We start from the raw sequence: 25119 nt of genomic DNA, 5'->3' as shown, positions 1-25119 counted from the left end.
TCTCGATCCTCCCACCGGTCCAATCGATCAGGTGTCGACGTGCGGCGCGGCGTTCGCGGTCTCTTTGAGACCGCGCCTGGTTCGGCTGGAGCACGTTGGTTTGACGCTCAACAAGCTTGGTCTTCCTATCACTCCGCCGCTGTGGTCAGGGATCCTCGGATCAGGCCGTCGTTAAGTTCGCGGGCTAGGTCTTCTCCGGTTTCGGCTAGGTCGCGCAGTCTTGCGTGGAACTCGGTGAGCTGGCGGAACGCCTGGCCGTGACGGCACTGTTGGTCGTACGGGAGCACTGGGATGGCGAGCCGTTTGACGTCGATGCGGCGCGTGCCGGTGCTGGTGCTGGAAGCGCGGCCGGCCAGCCGTACGTTCTCAGGGCGGGACAGCACACCGGCCACGAACCAGGGATCGAATTGGGCGCTGTCGACGCGTACGAGTTGGAGCCCAGGCCCGAGTTCCGCTCCTACCTGCTCGGCCGTCGCCACCCGGGCGACGATCTCGTTGCCGGTCGCAGGGACGAGGATGTCTCCGGGCTCGACCCGTGGCGCGTCCGCTGCTGGGCTGGCAGTTCCGCTGGCGGGCCGGTCGGCGAGAACGTCAGGGGCGGTCAGCACCGTGTTTCCCAGTAACTGCGCGTCCGTGCTGGTTCGGGAAACGGCGCGCTGCTGCACCACGACGCTGCCTGAGCGAATCAGGTCGGCCAGGCTCGCGCGAGTGACCCGTACCGGGGAGGTTGCTGGTGCAGCCTGGACGGCGGGGAGGCTGGTTCGGGTCTGCTCGACGAGCTCTCCGAACCTCGCGACCTTCTCGAGAGTCTGGTCGGGATCGATGTTCGGTTGGTCCGACTGCGGTAGATATCGCCACGGCGTCAGGTCTACCTGGCCGTCGAGCACCTGAATGGCGGGGATGACGCGGTGGAATCTGGAGTCGCTGCCCTCGTGATCGGACAGGTAGCTGCGCCAGGCTTCGAGGACGGGCTCGACCAACGGGCTGTCCCGTGGCATCGCCGTGGTGTCTACGAACAGCAGGCGATCACTGACCTCCCGTTCGGGATCCGGCTGGGTGAGCACCCAGATGTGCAGGCTGATGCCGCTCGGGGGCATCAGCCCGGGCGGCAGGGCAATGACCGCGCGCAGCGTGCCCGCACGGACAAGCTCGGCGCGGATACGTCGTCCGGCCGGTCGCAGGGCGGCGGCTGGCGGCATGAGCACCGCTGACGTGCCGCCGACGCGGAGGTGAGCCAGCGCGTGCTGCACCCAGGCGAGTTCCGGCTCGGTTCGTGGTGGCAGCCCATAGACCCAGCGGGAGTCGTAGGCAAGCTGGTCGTGGCCCCAGTCGTGGATGCCGAACGGGAAGTTCGCGACGACGACGTCGGCTCTCAGGTCGGGGAACGCGTCGGCGAGCAGGCTGTCGCCGACGTGCAGGACCGGCGGGGACGACGGCCGGCCGGAGCGTAGAGCGCGGAGGTGCACGAACCACAGTCGCAGGAGGGCGATCAACGCGTACTGCGGTTTGATCTCTTGGCCGTAGCAGCGGGTGGGAACACCGTCCCGTACGGCGGCCGACCTGAGGATCGAACCGGTGCCGGTGGTGAAATCGAATGTGACCGCCCCGGACCCGGCGAGTGCCAGGAGCAGATCGGCGACGATGTCCGGCGTATTGGCGAGGCCGGACATCGACTGCGCGGAATTGACGTACTGGTTGTGCAGGTATTCGAAGGCGACCTCGGGGTCCTTCTCCCGCCCGAGCTGGTCGACCGTTTCCAGCACGGTCGCTAGCTGCGCCGTCCACTGTTGCGGGAGCGCGGAGCTCAGGACCTCGGCCAGACCTCGGTCGAGCGTACGAAGTTGGGCGAGCAACCGCTTCGGGGTCACCGGGACGCCATGGCCACCGCCGATCAACAGATACGCACCGGAGGCGATCAGGGCGTCCTCGATCTGGGCCGCGGGCTGATAGTTCTCGATGTGCCGCCAGGCCAGCTGCTCAAGGCTTGCTTGGTGCAGCTTGCCCTGGCCGCGCAGCCATTCCTCGACCGCCTGCGCGTCGAACTGAGGACTGCCCGGGGTCCCGGCCACCGGTTGCGGGAAGTCGGCGTAGCGACGGCGCCAGTTGCTCACCGCTGGTCTGCCGACATTGGCCAGCCGTGCGATGCCGCTCGCGGTCAGGGTTGGGCCTCGCCTCAAGTTCACGGCAGAACGCTAGCACAACGCACTAGCTTGTGAACTGGGTTCACGGGTACATTGCTCGACGAGTCCATTCCAGAGCGGAGGCAGGCATGTCCAGGCGCGGGCACAGCACGGCGATCGGCAAGTTCGCCAAGATCCACCAGGACCGTCGGGTCTCGGAGATCCGGCGACTCGGCGTAGCGATCCGAGAGGAGCAGCGCGCGGCGGATTCCATGAACGACCGCAAGCCGGATTCCTCGTCTCACTGATCTTCACCCCCGGTACCGACAATCCTGAGGAGGATCATGAACCCGATTGGTTTCATCCACACCGACGACAACTCGACCGCTCTCACCGGTCGCGCACCTGGTCGATGGCGCGCTGCGGTGGGGTTGCCATGACTGGATCCCGGCTGCCGACTACGGCCAGGTACGCCTCGACTCAGCACTTGGAGCAGCGATCGCGGCCGCCTATGTGGCGGCACCGGTGCATGATCGCCACGCCGTCGCCGCGTACGCCGCGTTCCGCCGGGAGACAGTGCGGCAATACGAGTTTCTCGTAGGCCCCGCCCACTTCGGTGGGCTCGGCATCGCCGTACGAGTCATGGACGCCGACCCGTACGCCGACGCGGCGGCCATGATCGACGACCTGGCCCAGCGCAAGCTGAAGGTGTTCGCCACGGCCGCCACCGACAACCCGCACCCGTATCTCACCGCGGCCGAGAACGACATGTTTCGTGCCGTGCACGACGCGTTCGGCCACGGGTCGATCGGCCAAGGCTTCGACGGCCACGGGGAGGAGGCCGCCTGGCTGAAGCACAGCGCAATGTATTCGCCCCTGGCCCGCCGGGCTCTGACCACCGAGACGCGAGGTCAGAACTGCGCGATGCTTTTCCACCACCGAGGTGAGCGGTTCGCCGAACAGAAGGCTGCGCTTTTGCCGGCCGTGTTCAGCGATCCGCGTACGGCACAGTTCGCCAGATCCGCCTCGGGCCGGCTCAGCTGGGCGGTCGGAGGCGCCCGTTTTCGCTGAAACGGGCAATCTCCTGCTGCACCACTGAAACAGAAGGATGCTCCGGCCCGTCCGCGCGGATGCGGTCCTCCAACAGATCGCGCAGCTGGCGCAGGGCACGACTGGGCTCACCGATGTCGACATGAACACGAATGGCGCGAAGCCGATATTCGACAGCTGCCGCGTCCCCGTCACCATGCTCCATCGCACGGAGTTCCGCGAGCTGCCGCCATTGGTGTGCGGCAGCCCGCAGATTCCCGGTGGCGGCCAGCATTTCGGCTCGCCTCGCCGGCTCTTCCGGCTCCGCGCTCGCGTACACAACGTGCTGCGTCGGCACTTGCCCGACCACTGCCGCGTACGCACGCGCCGCATCCGGCTGGCTGCTGACCACTCCGGGAATCGGCGGCAGGTCTCGAACGAGAGGCGCCAACACCTCGTACGCCTCGGCCGCGCTGGCCGGGCGGTCCTGCGGGTGCCGCGCCATCAGCGCCTGAACCAGGTCGTCCAACTCAGCCGGGATCTCCGCACGCAGCTTGGCCGGCCGTGGCGGTGAGCCCTGCATCTGGAGTTGCATCGTGAGCGTCGGCGTCGAGCCGCCGAAGGGCGGCTGGCCGGTGAGCAGGTCAAAGAGGGTCGCGCCGAGCCCGTAAAGGTCGGTGCGATGATCGGTGGGACCACCCTCGATCTGCTCGGGCGCCATGTAGCCGGCGGTCCCGAGGCTGTCTCCGCTCTGCGTGATCCGGGAGAAGCGGTCGTCCCCGTGTATGACGGCCAGGCCGAAGTCGAGCACCTTCACCGCACCGCTCGGCTCGAGAATCGCGTTGCTGGGCTTGATGTCCCGGTGGACCAGGCCGATCTGCCGGGCCGCGATCAGCACGCTACAGATCTGTGCGCCGATCGAGGCCGCCCAGGCGACCGGTAGAGGGTCATGCTCCTCGATCAAATCGGACAGGGCAGGCCCCTTGATCCGCTGCATGACCAGATAGAAACGGCCCTCGTGCTGACCGAAGTCGTAGACGGCAGGTACGCCTGGGTGCACGAGGCGCGCGGTCAGCAGCGCCTCACGCTGGAACCTCTTCGCCAACTCGGCGTCCATCAGGGATGAATCGACGAGCTTGACGATCACCCGGCGTTTGAGCACGGTGTCCTGCGCGGGCCAGACCTCGCCCATTCCCCGGTGAGCCAGCGGGTTCCGATCGACCAGATATCGATCTTTGAGGTGCCTGCCTGCTACCACGAGCTCACCCTAACGATGCACTCCGGCCGGCCGGGGGCCTCCGCCGGTCGATGCCAACTAAACGGCCAAAAGTTTGAAAACACACTTCACAGATTGCCGTACGAGTATCCACTGTGCAATGGTGTTCGGCACTCGGGGTGACAGGGTGCCGCACAGCACGTGTCGCCCGATCCTGGCCGAGCGGACGCACATCGCCGCGTATCGGCCGACTGTGCACATCGATCGGGGAGGGTGTATGGCCGAGTTGGCCATCGACCGAGGGTTTCTGCCTGCCTTTGCCAAGCTGCAACGGCCGGTTCAGCATGCGGTGCTCGTGACGATCGACAAGTTCGCCGAACACACCCATGCCGGTCTGCATCTGGAGAAACTCACCGGCGCGCGGGACCCCAACATCCGCACGATCCGCATCGACCGGTTCTACCGCGGCGTGGTGCTCGCCCTCGGCGAACAGCGATACGCGCTGCTCAACGTGTTGCCCCACGACGACGCGAACGCCTTCGCGACGAGCCGGCGCTTCACGGTCAACCAGGTGCTCGGCGTTTTGGAGGTGCGGAATCAGGTAGGCCTCGAGGAGTTCGCCGACGCGGCTCCGGCAGCGCCGAACACGAGCGGCCTGTTCGACCACGTCTCGACCGCGGACCTCAAGCGGCTGGGCGTGGACAAGGACCTGATGCCGTTGCTACGCGTGATCAGCGCCGACAGGCAGCTCGAGAGCCTGGCCGCCCTGCTCCCCCAGGTCCAGTTCGATGTCCTCAGCGGCCTCGCCAGCGGCATGTCCGTTCAGGAAGTCTGGGCGGAGCTGGCTGAACGAATCGTCGATGATGTGGACACGGGCGACCTGCTCGCGGCCGCTCACCGCACCCCCGAGCGGATCGCGTTCGTCTCCGGCCCGGTGGAACTGCACGCCATCCTCGACCACCCCTTCGATGTGTGGCGCACCTTCCTTCACCCCACCCAGCGTGACGTCGCCAATCGGCACACCTACACGGGACCGACCTTGATCACCGGAAGCGCCGGGACCGGCAAGACCGTCACCGGTCTGCACCGAGCCGTCTTCCTCGCCCGGCGGCTGCCCGACGACGGATCGAAGGTGCTGCTGACCACGTACACCCGATCTCTCGCCGATGCTCTGGCCAGGCAGTTGCGGCTCCTCGACAACGATCCGGAGATCCTGCGTCGGATCGATGTGATCGGCGTCGACAAACTGGCGCACCAGATCGTCACGCAGAGCGGGAAGAAGGTCGCCATCGCCTCCGATGAGGTGACCGACCCGCTCTGGGAGCAGGCCGCCAGGACTGGCCCCGCGGTCGTGAATCGCGCCGGCGTCATCACCACGACCAGCGCCGCGTTCCTCAAGCGCGAGTGGGAACAGGTGATCCTGGCCCAGCAATTGACCAGCGCCGAGGCCTACCGGGACGCCCCGCGCAAGGGCCGAGGGGCCGGGTTGCGGGCGGCCCAGCGTGACCAGGTCTGGACCGCGATCAACGGCGTGGTCGGCAAGCTGGCCAAGCTGCGCAAACGGACCCACACCCAGCTCGCCGACGACGCGGCCACCATCGCGAGCCGTACGCCGGGCCCTTACCGGCACGTCATCGTGGACGAGGGGCAAGACCTGCATCCGGCGCAATGGCGGCTGCTGCGTGCGCTCGTGCCGCCCGGGGACAACGACATGTTCCTGCTCGCCGACCCGTACCAGCGCATCTACGACAGTCAGGTCTCTCTCAGCCGGCTCGGAATCGCCGTGCGGGGCCGGACCCGGCGCCTGACCGTGAACTACCGAACCACCCACGAGATCCTGAATCTGTCGGTGAAGGTTCTCGACTCGGACGCCGTACTCGGATTGGACGACGCCGAGGAAACCCTGACCGGATATCGGTCGATCACCCGCGGTGGCGCGCCACAGCTGACCACGCACTCCACCCGGGACGACGAGTTCGAGGCGCTGATCGAGCGGGTCGGCACATGGCTGGAACAGGGTGTCGAACCGCACTCCATCGGCGTCGCCGCCCGTACGGGAAAGCTTGTCAGGGCCATCACGAGCACGCTGTCGGGCGCCTACATCCCGGTCGCCGACGACGGGCAAGGCACCGACGGCGTACGGGTCGCGACGATGCACGGCATGAAAGGGCTCGAGTTCCGGTGCCTGGCCGTGGTCGGCTTGGATCTGGGAGTGCTGCCTGCGGCCAACGCGGTGACCTCGGCGGCCGACGATCCCCACGCCCACCGGCAGGACCTTCAGCGCGAACGCTGCCTGCTGTTCGTCGCGCTCACCCGGGCCCGGGACGTGCTGTACCTGTCCCACAGCGGCCGTCCCAGCGAGCTCTTGCCGGCGCTGACATGAGCACGACCGGTCTGAGCGACGCGGCTCGTTCTGTCTGGGGCAAGACCGACCGTACGGGTGTGTCCGCGGTCGGTTGGCTTCCGCTGTGGCGGCATCTAGCGGACTCCGCCGACGTAGCCGGTCGTCTGTGGGATCACTGGCTGAGCCCGGCCGTACGCCGCCTCATCGCGGACGAGTTGCCCGGTGGGGACGTCAGCGGCCGTACGCTCGCGGTCTGGTTGGCCGGGGTGCACGACATCGGCAAGGCAACTCCGGCGTTCGCCGTCCAAGCGTCCTTCCGGGGTCAGACCGCCTCCCTGGTCGAGCGCATGCGTGACCGAGGGCTCGGCTTCGACCACGAGCGGATCTGCGCCGAACGTCGGCTGGCCCGCCACGACGTGGCCGGGCACATCGTGCTCGCCGACTGGCTGCGCGACCAGGACTGGGCGGATCCACACGCGTACGCCGTGGTCGTCGGCGGGCACCACGGCATACCACCTACCGACGAGGTGCTGAAGGGGATCCTCTGCCATCGGTACCTGCTCGGTAACGAGGCGTGGCAACAAGTCCAGCGCGAGCTACTGCTCTGGATGACCGAGCGGTCCAGCGCCGGCGACCGGCTCAAGGGCTGGGCCGATGTGCCCTTGTCGCAACCGGCCCAGGCTGCCCTCACCGGGCTCGTTATCGTCGCCGACTGGATCGCCAGCAACGAGAAGTACTTCCCGTACCTTCTCGACGCGTCGAACGAGGACCGGCTCCGTGGCGGCTGGGACGAGGTCGACCTTCCGATCCCGTGGATTCCGGCCCAGCCCCCGACGGGCGTTCCTGAGCTGTTCGCCGCTCGCTTCGTCCTGCCCTCCGGTGCGGAACCCCGCCCGGTGCAGCAGGTCGTCGCCGAGCTGGCCGCCACCATGCCGGCACCCGGAATGATCATCGTCGAGGCGGCCATGGGTGAAGGGAAGACCGAAGCTGCCCTGGCGGCCGTGGAGATCCTCGCCCGCCGCACCGGTGCCTCCGGTTGCTACCTCGCGCTGCCCACCCGCGCGACCAGTGACGCCATGTTCGGCCGGATGCTGTCGTGGTTGCGCCGGCTGCCCGACGCCCAGGTCGGCCGGGGAGACCGCGACGTGCGACTCGCGCACGGCAAGGCGGCTCTCAATCCTGAGTACGACCGTCTGCGCACCACGTCGCTGCCGAGCGCGATCGCCGAGGACGACGGCGGTGTCGCGGCCGGCGTGCACACTTGGCTGGCCGGGTCGAAACGAACGCTGCTGTCCAGCTTCATCGTCGGCACCATCGACCAACTGCTGTTCGCCGCCTTGCGCGGCAAACACCTGGTGCTGCGCCACCTCGGCCTGGCCGGGAAGGTCGTCGTCATCGACGAGGCCCACGCCTACGACATCTACATGGGGCGCTTCCTCGACCGGGCCCTGGAGTGGCTGGCCGCCTATGGCGTGCCGGTCGTCGTGCTCTCGGCGACCCTGCCAGCGGGCCGGCGGGCCGAACTGCTGGCCGCGTACGACAATGGCCGGCTCGGACCGCCCGCCCCGCTCACCTGGCGGGACCGACGCAAGCCCAAAGTCGATCCGTACGCCGAGGTGCGCGCCGACCTGCGCTATCCGCTGATCACCACCTCGTCCGAGGGGCGCGGGCCTGTCACGACCACGTGCGACGAATCCGGACGCGGCGTCGAGGTAAGGCTCCGCCGTCTCGACGACGACCCGGCTGCACTCATCGGCCTGATTCGCAATCAATTGCGGGACGGTGGATGCGCCCTGATCATCCGGAACACCGTTGCCCGCGTCCAACAAACAGCGGAAGACCTGCGTACGGCATTGGGCACGGACTTGCCTGTGTCGGTGGCGCACTCGCGGTTCATGGCGGTGGACCGGGCCGCGAAGGACCGCTGGCTGGCCGAGACGTTCGGGCCGCCGGGCAGCGGCAAGCGGCCGCAGCGGCACGTCGTCGTCGCGAGCCAGGTCGCCGAGCAGTCACTCGACATCGACTTCGACCTGCTTGTCACCGATCTCGCGCCCGTCGACCTCGTGCTGCAGCGAATCGGTCGACTGCACCGGCACCCGCGTGATGGGCGTCCGGCCGCTGTGTCCACGCCGACCTGCTGGATCACCGGTGCCGATTGGGGTCAGGAGCCGCCCAAACCCGTTGCCGGGTCGCGTCGGGTCTACCAGCCGGCCATGTTGTTACGCAGCGCGGCCGTCCTGCTGCCTCATCTGGATGGAGCGCCGTTGCGGCTACCGGCCGACATCGCCGCGCTGACCCATAGGGCGTACGGCGATGCGGAGGTCGGGCCGTCCGCGTGGCAAACGGCGCTGGCCGCGGCCGAGGCGAAACAACGCGAGGCGTTCGCCGCCAAGGAGCTGAAAGCCGACGGTTTCCGGCTGGCCGGCGTTGCCGAGCCCGGGGTGCCACTGATCGGCTGGCTCTCCGGCGGCGTCGGTGACGCGAACGACCAGCAGGCCCGCGGGCACGTCCGCGATACCGACGGCGAGACCTTGGAAGTCCTGCTACTGGTCCGAACCGAGGACGGTTTGGTCGTTCCGCCCTGGATCGACGGAGGCGGGGTCGTCGTGCCCACCTCGAGCGCCCCCGATTGGCGGCTCGCGCGGCAGATCGCCCGTTGCACTCTGCCTCTCCCCCGCTCGATGACGGCCCCCGATGTCATCGACGACGTCATCGACGAGTTGGAGAGGAATGTCGACGTCAGCGCCTGGCAGGACAGCCCGTGGCTGGCTGGCGAGCTGGTCCTCGTCATCGACCGAAACGGTCAAACGCGAATCGCCTCTTTCGAACTGAACTACGAATCCCATGAAGGTCTCCGATCTGTACGAAATGGATGAAACCCCGCCTGACGCGGGGAACGTGACCATGAACAGTGATCTTGCGGATCATCCCTCGAAAGAGGGAAGTGGTGGCCGGGCCATTGCCAGTGTTCTTGATTGCCTGATGTCCTCGTCCTCCTTGGAGGAGGACACTAAGTGGAGGGTTGAAGCCTTGGCAACGGTGAGTAACCCAAACGGGTTCACGCTGACAAACGAGGCCTGGATACCAGTGCTAGACGCCTCGGGGAAGAGCCGCGAGGTGTCGCTGCGCGGGCTGTTCGAGCAGGCCGGCGACATACGCGCGATCGCGTGTGAACTCCCTACCCAGACGTTCGCACTTCTCCGGTTGGCTTTGGCGATTCTGCACCGCAGCACTGGCGGACCACCTGGCGAGGCGGCATGGCAAACGCTGTGGCGAGACCGCGGGCTTCCGTTGAAGGACCTCGGCGATTATCTGGACGAGTTCCAGGACCGGTTCGACCTGCTGCATCCGAAGCAACCGTTCTACCAGGTCGCTGATCTACGCGCCGAAAAAGACAACACGTACGGGTTGGAGCGGCTCATTGCGGACGTGCCGAATGGCATGCCGTTCCTTACCACTCGAGCTGGCAACGGGATGGAGTCGATCTCGCCCGCTGAAGCCGCCCGATGGCTGGTGCACTGCCAGGCGTTCGATCCTGCGGGCATCAAGACCGGGGCGGTCGGCGATTCTCGGGTGAAGAAGGGCAAAGGCTATTCGATCGGGGTCGGCACGCTCGGCAATCTCGGTGGTGTCTATCTCGAAGGCGCCACGCTGCGAGAGACGCTGCTTCTCAACCTCGTGCCGTTCGCCCCGAACTGGCAACGGGCCGACGAACGGGACGTGCCGGTTTGGGAACGCGAAGCGCAGACCGCCGCCGAGGAATCCGAAACGACGCGTGGTCCGTACGGTCTGCTCAGTCTCTACACCTGGCAGTCCCGCCGGATCAGATTGTTCGGTGATCTGAACGGCATCACCGGCGCGATGATCGCGATCGGTGACCGGCTGGACTGGCAGGACCGCCACCTGACGGAGCCGATGAGCGTCTGGGGACGGAGCGCACCACGCGAGAAGGAGCAGAAGCGAACTCCGATCTACCTGCCCCGGCCGCACGATCACACTCGGGCCCTGTGGCGTGGATTGCAGACCCTGCTCCCCCCGCCGACGCCGTCCACGAGTGAGCCGCCGCAGCGGCAATCCGCGATGGTGCTGCAATGGCTCGCCCGGCTGACCCGCGACGGCAATATCGGTCAGGACTTCCAGGTTCGGCCGCGAGCGGTCAGCGTCGCCTACGGCACCCAGCAGGCGGTGATCGATGAGGTCTTTTCCGACACCCTGACCATGAACGTGTTGCTGTTGGTCGAGGACTCGCCGCTGCGGACCGCCGCGGTGGATGCAGCCGCCGATGCCGAAGCGGCGGTCCGAGCACTGCGAGGGCTCGCGACCAACCTCGTTCGCGCTGCGGGTGGCTCCGACGACAGCGGCGAGGCCGACCGCGCAGCCGAGCAGGCGTACGCCGTACTGGATCAGGTGTTTCGGAACTGGCTCGCCCGGCTGGGCCCGGAAAGCGATCCCTCAACCGAACGCACCGCGTGGCAACGCGGCGTACGTCGCGTCGTGCACCGGATCGGTCGTGAGCTGGTCGAGGCGTCCGGTCCTGTGGCCTGGGTCGGCCGGACCAAGCTCGACCGCAACGGACGGGAGATCCACTACTCCAGTTTCCAAGCCGAGGCGTGGTTCCGGCGTGACCTCGCCAAGGCGCTGACCTTGGCAAACGACTCGAACGAGAACCAGGAGGTACCAGCATGACGACGATCGAAGCCGGTTCACCGGTTCGCAGCACGCCACGACGGACACGGCACAGCGCGCTCGGTAACCACGTCGCCGCCACCGTCGGCCGGTTGCAGGCCCGGTTACAACGCGATTCTCCCGACCCCGCGGCGGTCAGCGCCCTCGCCCGGTTGCGTCGCGTCATCGGCCGCGATCCCGGCACTGACTACACCCTTGAGGAATATCTGTACGTACCGGATGACCTGCTCGACACACGGCAGATCGACCCGGCAACCGATCAGGAACACGCCGTGCACGACGCGGTGAGCCTCTACGCGCTGCACCAGCAGTCGCGCCCGGAACGGATGCACATCGACGGCCGCGGTCTCGGCCGTGCCGTGGCCGATCTCGTCCACGTGTCGAACGGGCCGGATGGCGTACGCCGAAGGTTCGCAGCTCTCGGCACCGCCAGCACCTACCAGGAGAGCATCTACCATCTGCGCGGGCTGATCACGATGCTGCGCGGGCACCAGATCCCGCTCGACTACGGCCTGCTCGCCGAGGATCTGTGCACTCTGCGCCGCCCCGACGGTCGGCAGCACGTACAGGCGATCTGGGGACGGGAGTTCTTCCGCAGTCGTCCCCGAGCGACGACCGACTCCGACAACGCCGACACTTCTGAGGAGACGCCAGCATGAACCGCGCCATCATCGATGTCTATGCCCTGCACACGGTCCCGCCGAGCAACCTCAACCGTGACGACACCGGCTCCCCTAAGACCGCCGTGTACGGAGGGGTGCGCCGGGCTCGCGTCTCCAGCCAGGCGTGGAAGCGGGCCATCCGGCTGGCGTTCGAGGGTCTGCTCGACCACTCCGAGCTCGGCGAGAGGACGAAGCGCGTCGGCGAGTCCCTCGCGGAACGCATCAAAGTCCTCGACCCGAGCCTGTCCGACGAGACCGCCTCGGCCATGGCCGCCGAAGTCTTCGTGGCCGCCGGCCTCGCCAAGGTGGACAAGAAGAAGACCGAGGCGAAGAACGTCGAATCCGGCTACCTGTTGTTCCTCAGCCACCGGCAGATCGACAACCTCGCCGGCGCTGCGCTGGAAGCCGCCAGCACCGGAGTCGCGCTGGACAAGGCAAGGTTCAAGGCGCTGGCGAATCGCGACCAGTCCGTGGACATCGCGATGTTCGGGCGGATGCTCGCCGACATGAGCGACATCAACGTCGACGCGGCCTGCCAGGTCGCCCACGCCATCAGCGTGCACGCGGTCGACAACGAGTTCGACTACTTCACGGCGGTCGACGACCGGAAGGAGGACGTGGCCGAGACCGGTGCCGGAATGATCGGCACCATCGAGTTCAACTCCTCCACCCTTTACCGGTACGCCACCGTCGACGTGAACGCCCTGCACGAGACGCTCGGCTCTGCGCCCGCAACCCGGGCCGCGGTCAAGGCGTTCCTGACCGCGTTCGCCCGCAGCATGCCCACCGGCAAGCAGAACACCTTCGCTCACCGCACGCTGCCCGACGCGATCGTCGTACGGCTTCGTGACACCCAACCGATCAACCTGGTCGGGGCGTTCGAGACGCCGGTCCGCGAGACGAACGAGGTCGGCCGGATCAAGCTGGCCTCGGATGTGTTGGCCGCGCACACACTTGCGGTCGAGAGCGCGTACGGGGAGCAGCCGTTGGCGGGCTGGGTCACGCGGGTCGGTGAGCAGACCGTTGCGCTGGCTGACCTGGGCAAGGCCGTGACCCTGGACGAGTTGGTCGACGAGGTGGCCGAGCGGGTCGACGTCGCGCTCGGGCAGCCGGCATGACCGTCCTGCTGCTCAGACTCGGTGGACCGCTTCAGGCTTGGGGGTCTTCGAGCCGCTTCGCTCAGCGCGGCACCGAAATCGCACCGACGAAGAGCGGTGTCATCGGGATGCTCGCTGCCGCCAAGGGAATGCGCCGTACCGAGCCGCTGACCGATCTGCTCGGCCTGGAGTTCGGGGTGCGGCTGGACCAGCCGGGCCAGATCCTGCGGGACTTCCAGACCGCCCGTTCCCTCGACGGGCGGTCCAGCGCTCCACTGACCTATCGCTTCTATCTGTCCGACGCGATCTTCCTGGCCGCCGTTCACGGCGAGGCGGGTCTGATTCATGACCTCGGCGATGCGGTGAGGCGACCGCGATTCCCGCTGTACCTGGGTCGGCGTTCGTGCCCGCCGGCCGGGCCGGTCAGCCTCGGCGTACACGATGGGGGTCTCGACGACGCCCTGGACTCGTGGCCATGGCTCGCCGCAAAGCACTACCGTCATCGATTTGCGCGTAATACCCGCATCGTTCGGCTTGAGGTCCTTCGCGACGCGCGTCCCGGTGAACAAAACACCGAGACCCAGCCCGACGAGCCGGTCAGCTTCGATCCCGCCCATCGGCAGCACACCTGGCGGTCAGTGCTGCGTCGCCACGTGGACGTCGTCAACGACCTCGCCGACCCGTCCCGCGCAGCCGACCACGATCCGTTTAGCCTGCTGGGAGGCTGAGCATGTTCCTCACCCGATTCCAGATCAATCCGGCCCGACGCGGGGCGCGCAAACTGCTCTCGTCGCCGCAGGCAATGCACGCCGCGGTCCGGGCCGGGTTCTCGGATCCCGCCGACTACGAGCGACCCGGCAGCCGTACCCTCTGGAGACTCGACACGCCGGCCACCGCTACCGTCCACCTCTACCTGGTCAGTCCCGGCCGTCCGGATCTCACCCACCTCGTCGAACAGGCCGGCTGGCCGACGACCGCGACGTGGGAGACCCGCGAGTACGACCCGCTGCTCGCGTCCCTGCAGGCCGGGCAGCGGTGGGCTTTCCGGCTCACCGCCAACCCCGTCCACAGTGGGCGAAAAACGGCCGACGCCAAGGAAACGCAGCGGTTCGGCTATCTGCGTCAAGAAGAGCAGGAGCAGTGGCTGCTCAGCCGAGCGGCTCGTTGCGGCTTCGCCGTGGCGACACAGCGGGACGGGCGGCCGAACCTGCGTCTGCACCAGCGCCAGAACCAGAAATTCAAGCGCGGAACACATGGGGTCACGCTCACCACGGTGACGTACGACGGGATTTTGGAAGTGACGAACGCAGACGACTTCCGAGCCGCACTCGTCAATGGGATCGGGCATGCGAAGGCGTACGGCTGTGGTCTGCTCACCCTCGCCCCGGCCGACGGTGCAGCGGCCACGCGGTGAAGACCTCCGGGGTCCCGCCCGCCGATATCGCCGATCTGAGCCGGGCCGAGGACCGCATCAGTTTCCTCTACCTCGAACGCAGCGTCATTCACCGGGACAGCAACGCGATCACGGCTACGGACGACCGCGGTGTTGTGCACATCCCGGCCGCCTCGATCGGTGTGCTGATGCTCGGACCCGGCACGAGCATCACCCACCAGGCCATCGTCCTGCTCGCCGACCACGGCGCCACCGCCGTCTGGGTGGGTGAGCGGGGCGTGCGCTACTACGCGCACGGTCGTTCCCTCGCCTCGTCCAGCCGGCTGTTGGTCGCCCAAGCCGCCGCGGTCAGCCACCGGCAACGACGGCTGGGCGTGGCCCGCACGATGTACGCGATGCGTTTCCCCGGCGAAGACACGGCCGGCCTATCGATGCAACAACTGCGGGGCAAGGAGGGTGCTCGAGTCAGGCGGATTTACCGTGAGCACGCCAAGCGTACGGGCGTGCCCTGGAACCAGCGCGAGTACGACAAAACAGACTTCGCCGGTGGTGACCCGATCAACCAGGCGCTGTCCGCGGCGCACGCCTGCCTATACGGGATCGTGCACGCGGTCATCGTGGCCGTCGGAGCCTCGCCCGGCCTCGGGTTCGTCCACACGGGTCACGAGCGAGCATTCGTGTACGACATCGCCGACCTCTACAAGGCCGACGTCACCATTCCGGCGGCCTTCGACGTGATCGCCGGAGGATCCACCGACATCAGCACCGACACCCGGCGTCGAGTGCGTGACCTCGTACACGATGGCACTTTGTTGGAAAGGTGTGTGCGAGACATTCGGATGCTGCTGCTCCGGCCCGAACACGGCGGCGAGATCGACGACGACTCCGTACGCCTTTGGGACGACGGTGGCTTCGAGGTCAGCGCCGGCCGCAACTACGCCGACGTGGACTTCTGATGACGGTCATCATCCTCACCGCCTGCCCGCCGGGGCTGCGCGGCCACCTCACGCAATGGTTGCTGGAGATCTCGGCGGGTGTGTACGTCGGCCACATCAGCAAGCGCGTGCGCGAGCGGCTCTGGGCGCGGGTGACCGAGATGGCCGGGCCCGGCCGCGCACTCCTGGTCTTCCAGAAGCGCGGTGAGCAAGGACTCTCGTTCGCGGTGCACGACCATCATTGGCAGCCGGTCGACCTGGACGGCGTGACTCTGATTCGCCGTCCCAGCGACACACCGTTCAACCCCGCAATCCCAGGCGGCTGGAGCAAGGCGGCCAAACGTCGCCGCTTCGGCGGGCGAGGCAGGCCGGCGTAGATCCGAACAGCGGATTCGAACATCAGCATCTGCTCGTTGGCTCTAAGATCCATATTCGGACTGGCGCGCTCCCGCACAGACGGAGACAACCGTCGTTCTGATCTCTTCATTTCGTGAGCTACTGTCCACATATGCGATGGCCGGATCGAGTAGGTGAGACCTCCCGGGCTCCCAGGTTCGTCGACGCCTGCCCGCGCCGCCCGAGCCGCCAAGAGCGAGTGAACAAAATCCAGCTAGTTGATCTCCAGCGCCGCAGGTCAATTAGTCTGCTCCCCGCGCACGCGGGGATGGTCCCGAGGAATACCCCACCACCCACCTCGCTCTGGTCTGCTCCCCGCGCACGCGGGGATGGTCCGGCGCTCGGCGGCGAGCAACTGTCGACACAGGACTGCTCCCCGCGCACGCGGGGATGGTCCGATGTGGAAGATCGGCCAGTCGTCCGACCTGTGCTGCTCCCCGCGCACGCGGGGATGGTCCCCCATCACGCGCCGCCGCGGCGGCGTGCAGCGTCTGCTCCCCGCGCACGCGGGGATGGTCCCTTGTCCATGTCGCTGCGGCCTTGCCCGTCGGACTGCTCCCCGCGCACGCGGGGATGGTCCCGAGGGCGGGCAGCCCGATCGTTGCGGTCCCGACTGCTCCCCGCGCACGCGGGGATGGTCCGCCTTCCCGGGATCTCCCCGGCCTTGGTCTTCACTGCTCCCCGCGCACGCGGGGATGGTCCCTGCAAGGCATAGATGCCCGGTGCGGTCGCGGACTGCTCCCCGCGCACGCGGGGATGGTCCCTCGCCGGCCAGATACAGGTCTGCGGGGATGCACTGCTCCCCGCGCACGCGGGGATGGTCCGCTGGGCGCCGGGAACGTGCTCGATGGTCCGTTCTGCTCCCCGCGCACGCGGGGATGGTCCCTCGAGCGTGACGGTGTTGCCGGCCATCAGTCGCTGCTCCCCGCGCACGCGGGGATGGTCCGCATGTGGTGGGCCAGCGCTGAGGTGACGTCGACTGCTCCCCGCGCACGCGGGGATGGTCCTCAGGACGACCGACCGGCGAACAGCCGGCCGTCCTGCTCCCCGCGCACGCGGGGATGGTCCGGTTCAGACGACCGGCAAGAACGGTCGACTCATCTGCTCCCCGCGCACGCGGGGATGGTCCCAGGCACCGCAATCTTGGTGACCGCAACCGCAGCTGCTCCCCGCGCACGCGGGGATGGTCCCTGGTTCCCGCACGGTCACCCCCTCGCCCTCATCTGCTCCCCGCGCACGCGGGGATGGTCCGGGCACGCTCGACAGTTCTGAGGTTGAGGGCGACTGCTCCCCGCGCACGCGGGGATGGTCCTTCATGGTTTGGAATTGCTGCCCGACGGCCGGTCTGCTCCCCGCGCACGCGGGGATGGTCCTCGGACCGGTTCGCGTCGTACCGGTCGTTGACGCTGCTCCCCGCGCACGCGGGGATGGTCCCTCGGCGTCCTGCGCGCCCTGGAACCGGCGGTACTGCTCCCCGCGCACGCGGGGATGGTCCCTGCCGGAAGGTGGTCTTCGAGTCGTGCCGGAACTGCTCCCCGCGCACGCGGGGATGGTCCCAGCTCGTCTTCCGGGTTGTCCTGATGGAAGTCCTGCTCCCCGCGCACGCGGGGATGGTCCGACCCCCGCGCGTACGACGCCTGCGGTTGCGGTCTGCTCCCCGCGCACGCGGGGATGGTCCCCGGGCCGATTGGAATTGGGAGCCCAAGGTGGGCTGCTCCCCGCGCACGCGGGGATGGTCCGGTTCAGGCCGCGATGCGTGGCGCTGACGGCTCCTGCTCCCCGCGCACGCGGGGATGGTCCCTTGCGCGCCTCGATGAGCTGCGCCTCTTGCGGCTGCTCCCCGCGCACGCGGGGATGGTCCGCCGACCGCGTTCGCCCCGAGCGCGCACGCCTCCTGCTCCCCGCGCACGCGGGGATGGTCCCGTGCCGTCGCTCTCGCTCGTGAACGCGAGTTCCTGCTCCCCGCGCACGCGGGGATGGTCCTTAGTTGGAGTGGACGGTGACGATGCAGGCACCCTGCTCCCCGCGCACGCGGGGATGGTCCATCGGTGCCTCGGCCGGTCAGCGACGACGAGCTCTGCTCCCCGCGCACGCGGGGATGGTCCTTCGCCTCCGCCGCCGGGTGGAAAGGTGACGATCCTGCTCCCCGCGCACGCGGGGATGGTCCGCATGGATCGCCGTGCACCGGCCGCACCTCAACCTGCTCCCCGCGCACGCGGGGATGGTCCCTGGTCCTCGGAGAAGAGCGGTTCTGCCACGCACTGCTCCCCGCGCACGCGGGGATGGTCCGCGGTCACCTACACCGGTGGGGCTACGGTCAAACTGCTCCCCGCGCACGCGGGGATGGTCCGGTGCCGGGCCTGCGAGCGGCGACCGGCCCGGTCTGCTCCCCGCGCACGCGGGGATGGTCCGGAACCATGACCTCCACCGCCGGCGGCTACGACCTGCTCCCCGCGCACGCGGGGATGGTCCGGCCGCGACCGAGGCCTCACGATCCTCGTAGTACTGCTCCCCGCGCACGCGGGGATGGTCCCCGCTACGGCAATCGCCATTGCCGAGTCTGGCGCTGCTCCCCGCGCACGCGGGGATGGTCCAGAGGTGACGGTGGTCTACACCGGTGACGCCGTCTGCTCCCCGCGCACGCGGGGATGGTCCGTCGCGCGTGAACGGGAACGGGAAGACGCCCGTCTGCTCCCCGCGCACGCGGGGATGGTCCACGGAGTCGAGGCCGACTTGTTGGGGAGCGGGCCTGCTCCCCGCGCACGCGGGGATGGTCCCGAACTGGGCTGGGGCATCGTCCACGAAGTGAGCTGCTCCCCGCGCACGCGGGGATGGTCCGCAGCTCGGTGGCCAGCTCAACCGGGCGCTGAACTGCTCCCCGCGCACGCGGGGATGGTCCGTGACCCGCATCAACGTCTTCGGCGCCACTGAGCTGCTCCCCGCGCACGCGGGGATGGTCCCTCGACCTCGTACGGCGACCTGACCGGCTCGGGCTGCTCCCCGCGCACGCGGGGATGGTCCCGCCCACCGGAGACCGACGTACAGGCCGATCTCCTGCTCCCCGCGCACGCGGGGATGGTCCGGGCGAGGGTCCCGGCACCTGCGGCGTCGAGTGCTGCTCCCCGCGCACGCGGGGATGGTCCTCGGGAAACCGGTGCTGGAGGTGAGCTGCTGGGCTGCTCCCGGCGCACGCGGGGATGGTCCTGCATTCGAAGTCGGTCCGGTATGCCTCGGAAACTGCTCCCCGCGCACGCGGGGATGATCCATGACGGTGCTGCTGGTGCCGGGGCGGCGGAGCCTGCTCCCCGTGCACGCGGGGATGGTCCCGTGTGCTCCACGCGCCAGGCTTCGACCGGTGACTGCTCCCCGCGCACGCGGGGATGGTCCCGTGTGCTCCACGCGCCAGGCTTCGACCGGTGACTGCTCCCCGCGCACGCGGGGATGGTCCCGGCATGGCGATGGTCCTGAACGACCTCGTCATCTGCTCCCCGCGCACGCGGGGATGGTCCCCATGTCCACTGTCGAAAAGTGGCTGACCGGCGCTGCTCCCCGCGCACGCGGGGATGGTCCGCAGCGCCTCCCGAAGGTCTGCCGGGTATGCCGCTGCTCCCCGCGCACGCGGGGATGGTCCGGTCACCCACGAGTCCGGCGGGTCGAAGCCGGTCTGCTCCCCGCGCACGCGGGGATGGTCCGGAGGCCCCACTATGAAGGCATCACTCGTCTGGCTGCTCCCCGCGCACGCGGGGATGGTCCCCAGTCCGTCACCGGCGAAGCCGAGCGCCTCCTCTGCTCCCCGCGCACGCGGGGATGGTCCCGGTCGTGATGTTCGACCTCAACGCGGCGTACCCTGCTCCCCGCGCACGCGGGGATGGTCCTCCGTGCTCGCACGCATCCGCAAGGCCATCGTCCTGCTCCCCGCGCACGCGGGGATGGTCCCCCACGCCACACGTGGCCGGTGATCAGGTCAGGCTGCTCCCCGCGCGCGCGGGGATGGTCCGATGTTGCGGTTGGCGTTGTAGACCGAGTTGATCTGCTCCCCGCGCACGCGGGGATGGTCCGGGCGGCAAGGCCGCAGCCATCACCCGCAAGTTCTGCTCCCGCGCACGCGGGGATGGTCCCTAATGGGATCGGTCGGACAGCCGATCAGCGTTCTGCTCCCCGCGCACGCGGGGATGGTCCGTTGCCGCGGACCGCGGCCGAGCAGCAAAAGACCTGCTCCCCGCGCACGCGGGGATGGTCCGGCTCCCTCGCGGACATCACACCCTTCGCGTTCCTGCTCCCCGCGCATGCGGGGATGGTCCGGCGACGTACCGCAGCTTGAGGAACAGGGTGCCCTGCTCCCCGCGCACGCGGGGATGGTCCGCAGCGCCGGATTGGTCCGGTGTCGCCGCGGGTCTGCTCCCCGCGCACGCGGGGATGGTCCGTCGACCAGCGCCGCGCGATGCGGAACCACGCCCTGCTCCCCGCGCACGCGGGGATGGTCCGACGCGGTGGGCACTGCGCATTCACGGCGGCAGCTACTCCCCGCGCACGCGGCGATGGTCCGCTGCGCCCCGCCGTGCCCGTGGTGCCGGGGAGCTGCTCCCCGCGCACGCGGGGATGGTCCCGGGAGAGCCTCGTGGAGCGCGCGGAGCAGTCTCTGCTCCCCGCGCACGCGGGAATGGTCCGATCGCCGGCGTCACGAACGTCGACCTCAACTGCTGCTTCCCCGCGCACGCGGGGGTGGTCCCATGGTCATCCCGATCATGACCAGCACCCCGGCCTGCTCCCCGCGCACGCGGGGGTGGTCTTTCCTTACGCAGAGCCGGAATCCGCTCGAATTCTTGCTCCCGCGCAGGCGGGGGGTGGTTCTGGGACGCCGACCATGTCAGCGCCTTCCCGGAGCTGCTCCCCGCGCACGCGGGGGGTGGTCCCTCCTGCACCTTACGCAGCAGGGCTTGCTCAGCCTGCTCCCCGCAGATGCGGGGGTTCGATAGGAAGGGTTCTCTCCTGCGCCCCGCTCGCGCGAGGTGATTCGTCGTGCTGTTCCGCATCCCGGCCGCGTGCGAATGCCCTGCGCAGCGGGTAGCGGGTTATCCGCCCTCATGGTTCGCGGCGGTGGCGGCCGGCGCCGTCGGTGTTTGGGGTTGACGCCGGGGCGGGTTCGTCTGGTACGGCGGCTTCCGGGTTGGGGCTGACGGCGGCCACGCCCTGTTTCAGCGCCTCCTGAGCGCCGGGCGCGGCGTGCTCCTCTTCCTCGAGTGCTTCCGCGCCGGCTTTCGTGCGCAGCGGCACCTCGGGCAGGAACAAGAAGATGATCAAACCGAGGACCATGACGCCGGCGGCGATCAGGAAGATCATGTCCATCGAATCGGAGAAGCCCGCTTTGAAGGGGTGAGCCAGGATCGGATTCAGCTTCTCCAGGAACGAAGTGTCGTTGAGGTCCGCGGTTTCCATCTGGCCGGTGCGCAGGGCCTCGATGACCGGCGCGTTGGCCGGGTCGTTGGCGATCGCCGGGTTGGAGATGGCCTGTTGGAAGGCGGGGCCGGCGTTGCGGAGCTGGCTGGCGATGTTGCCGCTGACCGTGGCGAAGAGCAGCGACAGGAACAGGGCGGTGCCCGCGGTCGCACCCATCTGGCGGAAGAACGTGGCCGAGGACGTGGCGACGCCGATCTCGCGGGGGGACATGGCGTTCTGAACGGCCAGGGTGATCGGTTGCAGGATCAGGCCGAGTCCGAGGCCCAGGACCGCCATGAAGATGCCCGTACGCCAGAAGGGTGTGTCGACGCCGACCATGTGGATCAGGAAGAGGCCCACCGCGGCCAGGGCGGCGCCGAGGACCGGGAAGATCTTGTAGCGCCCGGTACGACTGATGAGCTGACCGGCGAAGATCGAGCCGGCCATCAGACCCGCCGTCAGCGGCAGCAGCTGCAGTCCTGATTCGGTCGGGGTCGCGCCGCGCACGATCTGCAGGTACAGAGGCAGCAGCGCCAGCCCGCCGAACATCGCCAGACCGACGATGAAGCCGCCGGTCGCGGTGAGGCTGAACGTACGGTTGCGGAAGAAGCGCAACGGAATGAGTGCCTCCTCCCCCAGGCGTCGCTCGGCCCAGACGAAGAGGATCAGGCCGATGATCCCCAACGCCAAGGCGCCCAGCACGCGCGGGGAGCCCCAGCCCCAGACGCGACCCTGCTCCGCGACGATGAGCAGGGGCACGAGGCCGACGCAGAGCCAGGCCGCGCCCCACCAGTCGATGCGGTGGTTGCGGCGCACCTGGTCGACGCGCAGGACGCGGGCGACGACGATCAGGGCGACGATGCCGATGGGGACGTTGACGAGGAAGACCCAGCGCCAGCCGGTGATGCCCAGGATGCTGTCGGCGCCGGCGAAGAAGCCGCCGATGACCGGGCCGATGACGCTGGACGTGCCGAAGACGGCCAGGAAGTAGCCCTGGTAGCGGGCTCGTTCGCGTGGGGGCACGATGTCGCCGATGATCGCTAGCGCGAGCGAGAAGAGGCCGCCGGCGCCGAGGCCCTGGAAGGCGCGGAACGCCGCGAGCTGGTACATCGAGTCGGCGAAGCTGCTGGCGGCCGAGCCGACGACGAAGATCGCGATGGCGGCGAGGAAGAACTTCTTGCGGCCGTAGATGTCGGAGAGCTTGCCGTAGAGCGGCGTCGAGATCGTCGAGGTGATCAGGTAGGCGGTGGTGACCCAGGCCTGGGCGCTGAGGCCGTGCAGGTCGTCGCCGATGGTGCGGATGGCGGAGGCGACGATCGTCTGGTCGAGGGAGGCCAGGAACAGGCCCAGCATCAGGCCTGCGAGGACCTGGAGGACCTGACGGTGGGTGAGCCCGGACGGGGCGGCGGTGGTGGCGGCGCTCATGGCTGGGGGGTCTACCCACCGCGGTCGGGTGAATCCAAGTCATGGGACGACGGTCACGTGCGACACCTGTCACGAAACACGCCGCGACGATGATTGCGCCATGTTCGCGTTGGCCAGTTTCGCCCTGCACGCCGCCACCGCCGAGTCGTTCGTCGGCCGGGACGCGGAGCTTGCCGTGCTGCGTGCCGCGGTGGCCGCGCCGCCGTCGGCGGTGCTGGTGACGGGTGAGGCCGGGGTGGGCAAGACCCGCCTGGTCGCCGAGGCTCTCGGGCACGCGAAAGGCCTGGTCGTGGTGGCGCACTGCGACGATCTGCGCGAGCCGTTGCCGCTGGGCCCGATCCTGGACGGGCTTCGGGTCGCCGACCGCGTCGTCGGTCTTGACCTGCCGAAACGGCTCGATCCGGCGGTGGGGGTGCTGGCGACCTATCTGCCGTCGCTGGCCGCGCGGCTGCCGCCGGTGCCGCCGCCGTTGAACGATCAGCAGGCCGAGCGGGCCCGGCTGTTGCAGGCGATGGCCGCGCTGCTGGGGGCGCTCGCCCCGGTCGTGGTCGCGCTCGAGGACCTGCAGATGGCCGATCCGGCGACGGTCGAGCTGGTCGCGCACCTGCACACCCGTCCGGTGGCCGGGGTGTGCGTGGTGATGACCGCGCGGGAATCGGTGCCCGTCCCGGCGACCGAGGTACGCCTTCCGCCGCTCGCGCCGGCTGAGGTGGGCGCGCTCGCGGCGACGTTGCTCAAGAGTGACGACCTGCCCGGCCGGTTCGTCGAGCAGCTCTATGACCGTACGGCCGGGGTGCCTTTTCTGGTTGAGGAGGTGGTGCGGTCGCTGGTCGAGCGGCACGAGATCGACCGGCTGCGGCAACGGCCGGACATTCTCGGGGACGTGCTGGGCGACGTGGCTGTTCCGGCGCTGCTGCGTGACGTGCTGTTGTGGCGGCTCGGTCCGCTGGACGAGGCGGCTCGCGACATTCTCGGGGCGGCGGCGGTGCTGGGGCCGGTCGCTGAGGCCCGCACGCTGGCTGTCGTGCTCGATCTGCCCGCCGACGTCGTGGCCGCCGCGCTGGAGCAGGCGGTCGACGCGGGGCTGCTGCATCATCATGAGGGTCGTCCGCGGTTCCGGCACACGCTCGCCCGGCAGGTCGTCTACGAGCTGTTGCCCGAGGTCACGCGGCGGATGCTGCACCTGCGCACGGCCCGGGTGCTGGAGCAGAGCTTCCCGCGGCCGGTCGCCCAGCTCGCCCACCACTACCGGCTGGCGGGCAGCGCCGCCGATCACGTACGTAACGCGGAGGCGGCGGCCGACCTGGCCACTGCGCGTGGTGACGATGCCACGGCGGCCCGGTTCCTGCTGGCGACCATGGAGCATGCGGAGCTGCCCCGGCGGCAGCGGGCCCGGCTGGCCGGCAAGCTGGGGCGGGCGGCGATCGAGGGGGTGATCCAGGCCGAGGCGATCCCGGTGCTGCGCGGCATTCTCGGCGATCGGGGGCTGCCGCCGGGGGCGCGCGGCGAGCTGGGCCTGGCCCTGGGGCGGATGCTGCGGCAGCAGGGTGAGGCCCTCGCGGGCTACGAGGAGATCGAGCGGGCCGTGCCGTTCCTGACCCACCACGGCCGGCAGGCGCGGGCGTTGGCCATTCTCGCCGCACCGGACACCGTGCTCGGCCGGCACGCCGACGACCACCTGCGGCACTGCGCGGCGGCTCGCACCGCCGCGGCCCTGTCGGGTGACCCGTCGGCGGTGCTCGCGGTCGAGATCGCCGAGTTGTCGCTGCGGCTGGAGCTCGACGACCCGGAAGCGTGGCCGGCGATCCAGGCGGCGCTGAACGGTCCGCGCCTGGCCGCGTCGCCGCGCGATCACGTGCGGGCCTGCCTCAACTGGGCGCAGGGCGCGCTGCACACCGGCCGTACGGATCGGGCGGAAGCGCTGCTGCGAGCCGCGCTGGAGCTGCCGGTGTCGGCCGAGTACGAGCGGATCCGCCCGGTGGCCGAGCTGACCGAGCACGCCCTCGACCTGACCGCGGGTCGTCTCGACGGGCTCGAGGAGCGGATCCTGCGGTTCCTGGCCCGGCCCGACCGGATGCCGCTGACCATGCTGGACGCGCGTCTCTACCTGGGCCGTCTGCGGCACCGCCTCGACCGGCCGGACCAGGCCGAGCACGACCTGCGCGCGGTCATCGCCGACGCCGAGCGGGTCGGCGCCGCGTGGCCGCTGATCCCGGCCTGGACCGCGTTGGCCGAGCTGCGAGGTGACGACCAAGCCGCCCGTACGGCCGTCGCGCTGGCGGCGAGCAAGGGTCTGCCGGCGTGGGGCAGGGCAGCGGAAACGCTCCTGGGTCCGTAAGGTCCGCGCCGGCTTCGCCGCCGGGTCGACGAGGTCTTCTCC

General features: G+C 69.1%; 15 protein-coding genes and 1 CRISPR repeat array. Of the genes, 12 read left to right on the top strand and 3 right to left on the bottom strand.

Translation table 11 applies throughout. From position 1 onward, the window contains the following. Positions 1–128: 128 nt before the first annotated feature. The gene (locus EER30_RS12915; RefSeq protein ID WP_127500629.1) at positions 129–2183 is read right to left on the bottom strand and encodes an N-6 DNA methylase; all 2055 of its coding nucleotides are present in this window, start codon (positions 2181–2183) and stop codon (positions 129–131) included. Positions 2184–2269: 86 nt separating this feature from the next. Here EER30_RS12915 and EER30_RS47030 point away from each other — a divergent pair, with 86 nt between their 5' ends. Both EER30_RS47030 and EER30_RS12910 read left to right on the top strand, forming a co-directional pair. Further along, positions 2270–2428 (top strand): hypothetical protein, encoded by a 159-nt coding sequence (locus tag EER30_RS47030; RefSeq protein WP_164842306.1) that lies wholly within the window; start codon positions 2270–2272, stop codon positions 2426–2428. A 217-nt stretch (positions 2429–2645) separates the two neighbouring features. Further along, a complete protein-coding gene (locus EER30_RS12910; RefSeq protein WP_205650209.1) occupies positions 2646–3191 on the top strand; it encodes a hypothetical protein in 546 nt (181 codons plus the stop codon). Here EER30_RS12910 and EER30_RS12905 read toward each other — a convergent pair. Further along, complete coding sequence (locus EER30_RS12905) at positions 3157–4407, bottom strand: serine/threonine-protein kinase (protein ID WP_240669983.1); 1251 nt, start codon at positions 4405–4407, stop codon at positions 3157–3159. The genes EER30_RS12910 and EER30_RS12905 overlap by 35 nt on opposite strands. A 313-nt stretch (positions 4408–4720) precedes the next feature. On the opposite strand from EER30_RS12905, the gene EER30_RS12900 reads away from it, so the two are divergent. The 9 genes from EER30_RS12900 to cas2e are packed head-to-tail and all read left to right on the top strand — an operon-like array spanning position 4721 to position 15859. Continuing rightward, the gene (locus EER30_RS12900; protein ID WP_164842305.1) at positions 4721–6748 is read left to right on the top strand and encodes a UvrD-helicase domain-containing protein; all 2028 of its coding nucleotides are present in this window, start codon (positions 4721–4723) and stop codon (positions 6746–6748) included. Beyond that, entirely contained in the window at positions 6745–9585 is a 2841-nt protein-coding gene (gene cas3, locus EER30_RS12895; protein WP_127500627.1) for a CRISPR-associated helicase Cas3', read from the top strand. The genes EER30_RS12900 and cas3 overlap by 4 nt, the downstream gene beginning before the upstream one ends. Then, positions 9554–11395 carry a type I-E CRISPR-associated protein Cse1/CasA gene (casA, locus tag EER30_RS12890; protein WP_240669982.1) on the top strand — a complete coding sequence of 614 codons (1842 nt, stop codon included), beginning with the start codon at positions 9554–9556 and terminating at the stop codon, positions 11393–11395. Before cas3 ends, casA begins: the two co-directional genes overlap by 32 nt. Continuing rightward, positions 11392–12054: a type I-E CRISPR-associated protein Cse2/CasB gene (gene casB / locus EER30_RS12885; protein ID WP_127500626.1), complete on the top strand. Its 663-nt coding sequence runs from the start codon at positions 11392–11394 to the stop codon at positions 12052–12054. Before casA ends, casB begins: the two co-directional genes overlap by 4 nt. Further along, a complete protein-coding gene (gene cas7e, locus EER30_RS12880; protein ID WP_127500625.1) occupies positions 12051–13175 on the top strand; it encodes a type I-E CRISPR-associated protein Cas7/Cse4/CasC in 1125 nt (374 codons plus the stop codon). Before casB ends, cas7e begins: the two co-directional genes overlap by 4 nt. After that, positions 13172–13882: a type I-E CRISPR-associated protein Cas5/CasD gene (gene cas5e / locus EER30_RS12875; protein ID WP_127500624.1), complete on the top strand. Its 711-nt coding sequence runs from the start codon at positions 13172–13174 to the stop codon at positions 13880–13882. Before cas7e ends, cas5e begins: the two co-directional genes overlap by 4 nt. Positions 13883–13884: 2 nt before the next feature. Continuing rightward, positions 13885–14568, top strand: coding sequence for a type I-E CRISPR-associated protein Cas6/Cse3/CasE (gene cas6e / locus EER30_RS12870; RefSeq protein WP_127500623.1), 684 nt, complete (start codon positions 13885–13887; stop codon positions 14566–14568). Next, positions 14565–15503, top strand: coding sequence for a type I-E CRISPR-associated endonuclease Cas1e (gene cas1e / locus EER30_RS12865; protein ID WP_127500622.1), 939 nt, complete (start codon positions 14565–14567; stop codon positions 15501–15503). Before cas6e ends, cas1e begins: the two co-directional genes overlap by 4 nt. Further along, entirely contained in the window at positions 15503–15859 is a 357-nt protein-coding gene (gene cas2e, locus EER30_RS12860; RefSeq protein WP_127500621.1) for a type I-E CRISPR-associated endoribonuclease Cas2e, read from the top strand. The genes cas1e and cas2e overlap by 1 nt, the downstream gene beginning before the upstream one ends. A gap of 266 nt (positions 15860–16125) precedes the next feature. Beyond that, positions 16126–19936: direct repeats of the CRISPR family, unit length 28 nt; unit sequence CTGCTCCCCGCGCACGCGGGGATGGTCC. Positions 19937–20960: 1024 nt separating this feature from the next. Here the strand turns inward: cas2e and EER30_RS12855 are convergent. Continuing rightward, positions 20961–22739 carry an MDR family MFS transporter gene (locus EER30_RS12855; RefSeq protein ID WP_127500620.1) on the bottom strand — a complete coding sequence of 593 codons (1779 nt, stop codon included), beginning with the start codon at positions 22737–22739 and terminating at the stop codon, positions 20961–20963. 100 nt (positions 22740–22839) lie between these two features. Between EER30_RS12855 and EER30_RS12850 the strand changes: the two genes are divergently transcribed. Then, positions 22840–25077 carry an ATP-binding protein gene (locus EER30_RS12850; RefSeq protein ID WP_164842304.1) on the top strand — a complete coding sequence of 746 codons (2238 nt, stop codon included), beginning with the start codon at positions 22840–22842 and terminating at the stop codon, positions 25075–25077. Positions 25078–25119: the final 42 nt, after the last annotated feature.

It is taken from the genome of Actinoplanes solisilvae (assembly GCF_003999975.1).
Classification (GTDB): domain Bacteria; phylum Actinomycetota; class Actinomycetes; order Mycobacteriales; family Micromonosporaceae; genus Actinoplanes; species Actinoplanes solisilvae.
Note: the sequence above shows the minus strand (reverse complement) of the source record. Positions and strands in the feature narration are given on the sequence as shown.

Bases quoted from the DNA above. Each gene is read 5' to 3' on its own strand.
- EER30_RS12850 (WP_164842304.1), top strand. From the start codon at position 22,840: ATGTTCGCGTTGGCCAGTTTCGCCCTGCACGCCGCCACCGCCGAGTCG.
- casA (WP_240669982.1), top strand. From the start codon at position 9,554: ATGAAGGTCTCCGATCTGTACGAAATGGATGAAACCCCGCCTGACGCG.
- cas2e (WP_127500621.1), top strand. From the start codon at position 15,503: ATGACGGTCATCATCCTCACCGCCTGCCCGCCGGGGCTGCGCGGCCAC.
- cas5e (WP_127500624.1), top strand. From the start codon at position 13,172: ATGACCGTCCTGCTGCTCAGACTCGGTGGACCGCTTCAGGCTTGGGGG.
- cas3 (WP_127500627.1), top strand. From the start codon at position 6,745: ATGAGCACGACCGGTCTGAGCGACGCGGCTCGTTCTGTCTGGGGCAAG.
- EER30_RS12855 (WP_127500620.1), bottom strand. From the start codon at position 22,739: ATGAGCGCCGCCACCACCGCCGCCCCGTCCGGGCTCACCCACCGTCAG.
- cas6e (WP_127500623.1), top strand. From the start codon at position 13,885: ATGTTCCTCACCCGATTCCAGATCAATCCGGCCCGACGCGGGGCGCGC.
- casB (WP_127500626.1), top strand. From the start codon at position 11,392: ATGACGACGATCGAAGCCGGTTCACCGGTTCGCAGCACGCCACGACGG.
- cas7e (WP_127500625.1), top strand. From the start codon at position 12,051: ATGAACCGCGCCATCATCGATGTCTATGCCCTGCACACGGTCCCGCCG.
- EER30_RS47030 (WP_164842306.1), top strand. From the start codon at position 2,270: ATGTCCAGGCGCGGGCACAGCACGGCGATCGGCAAGTTCGCCAAGATC.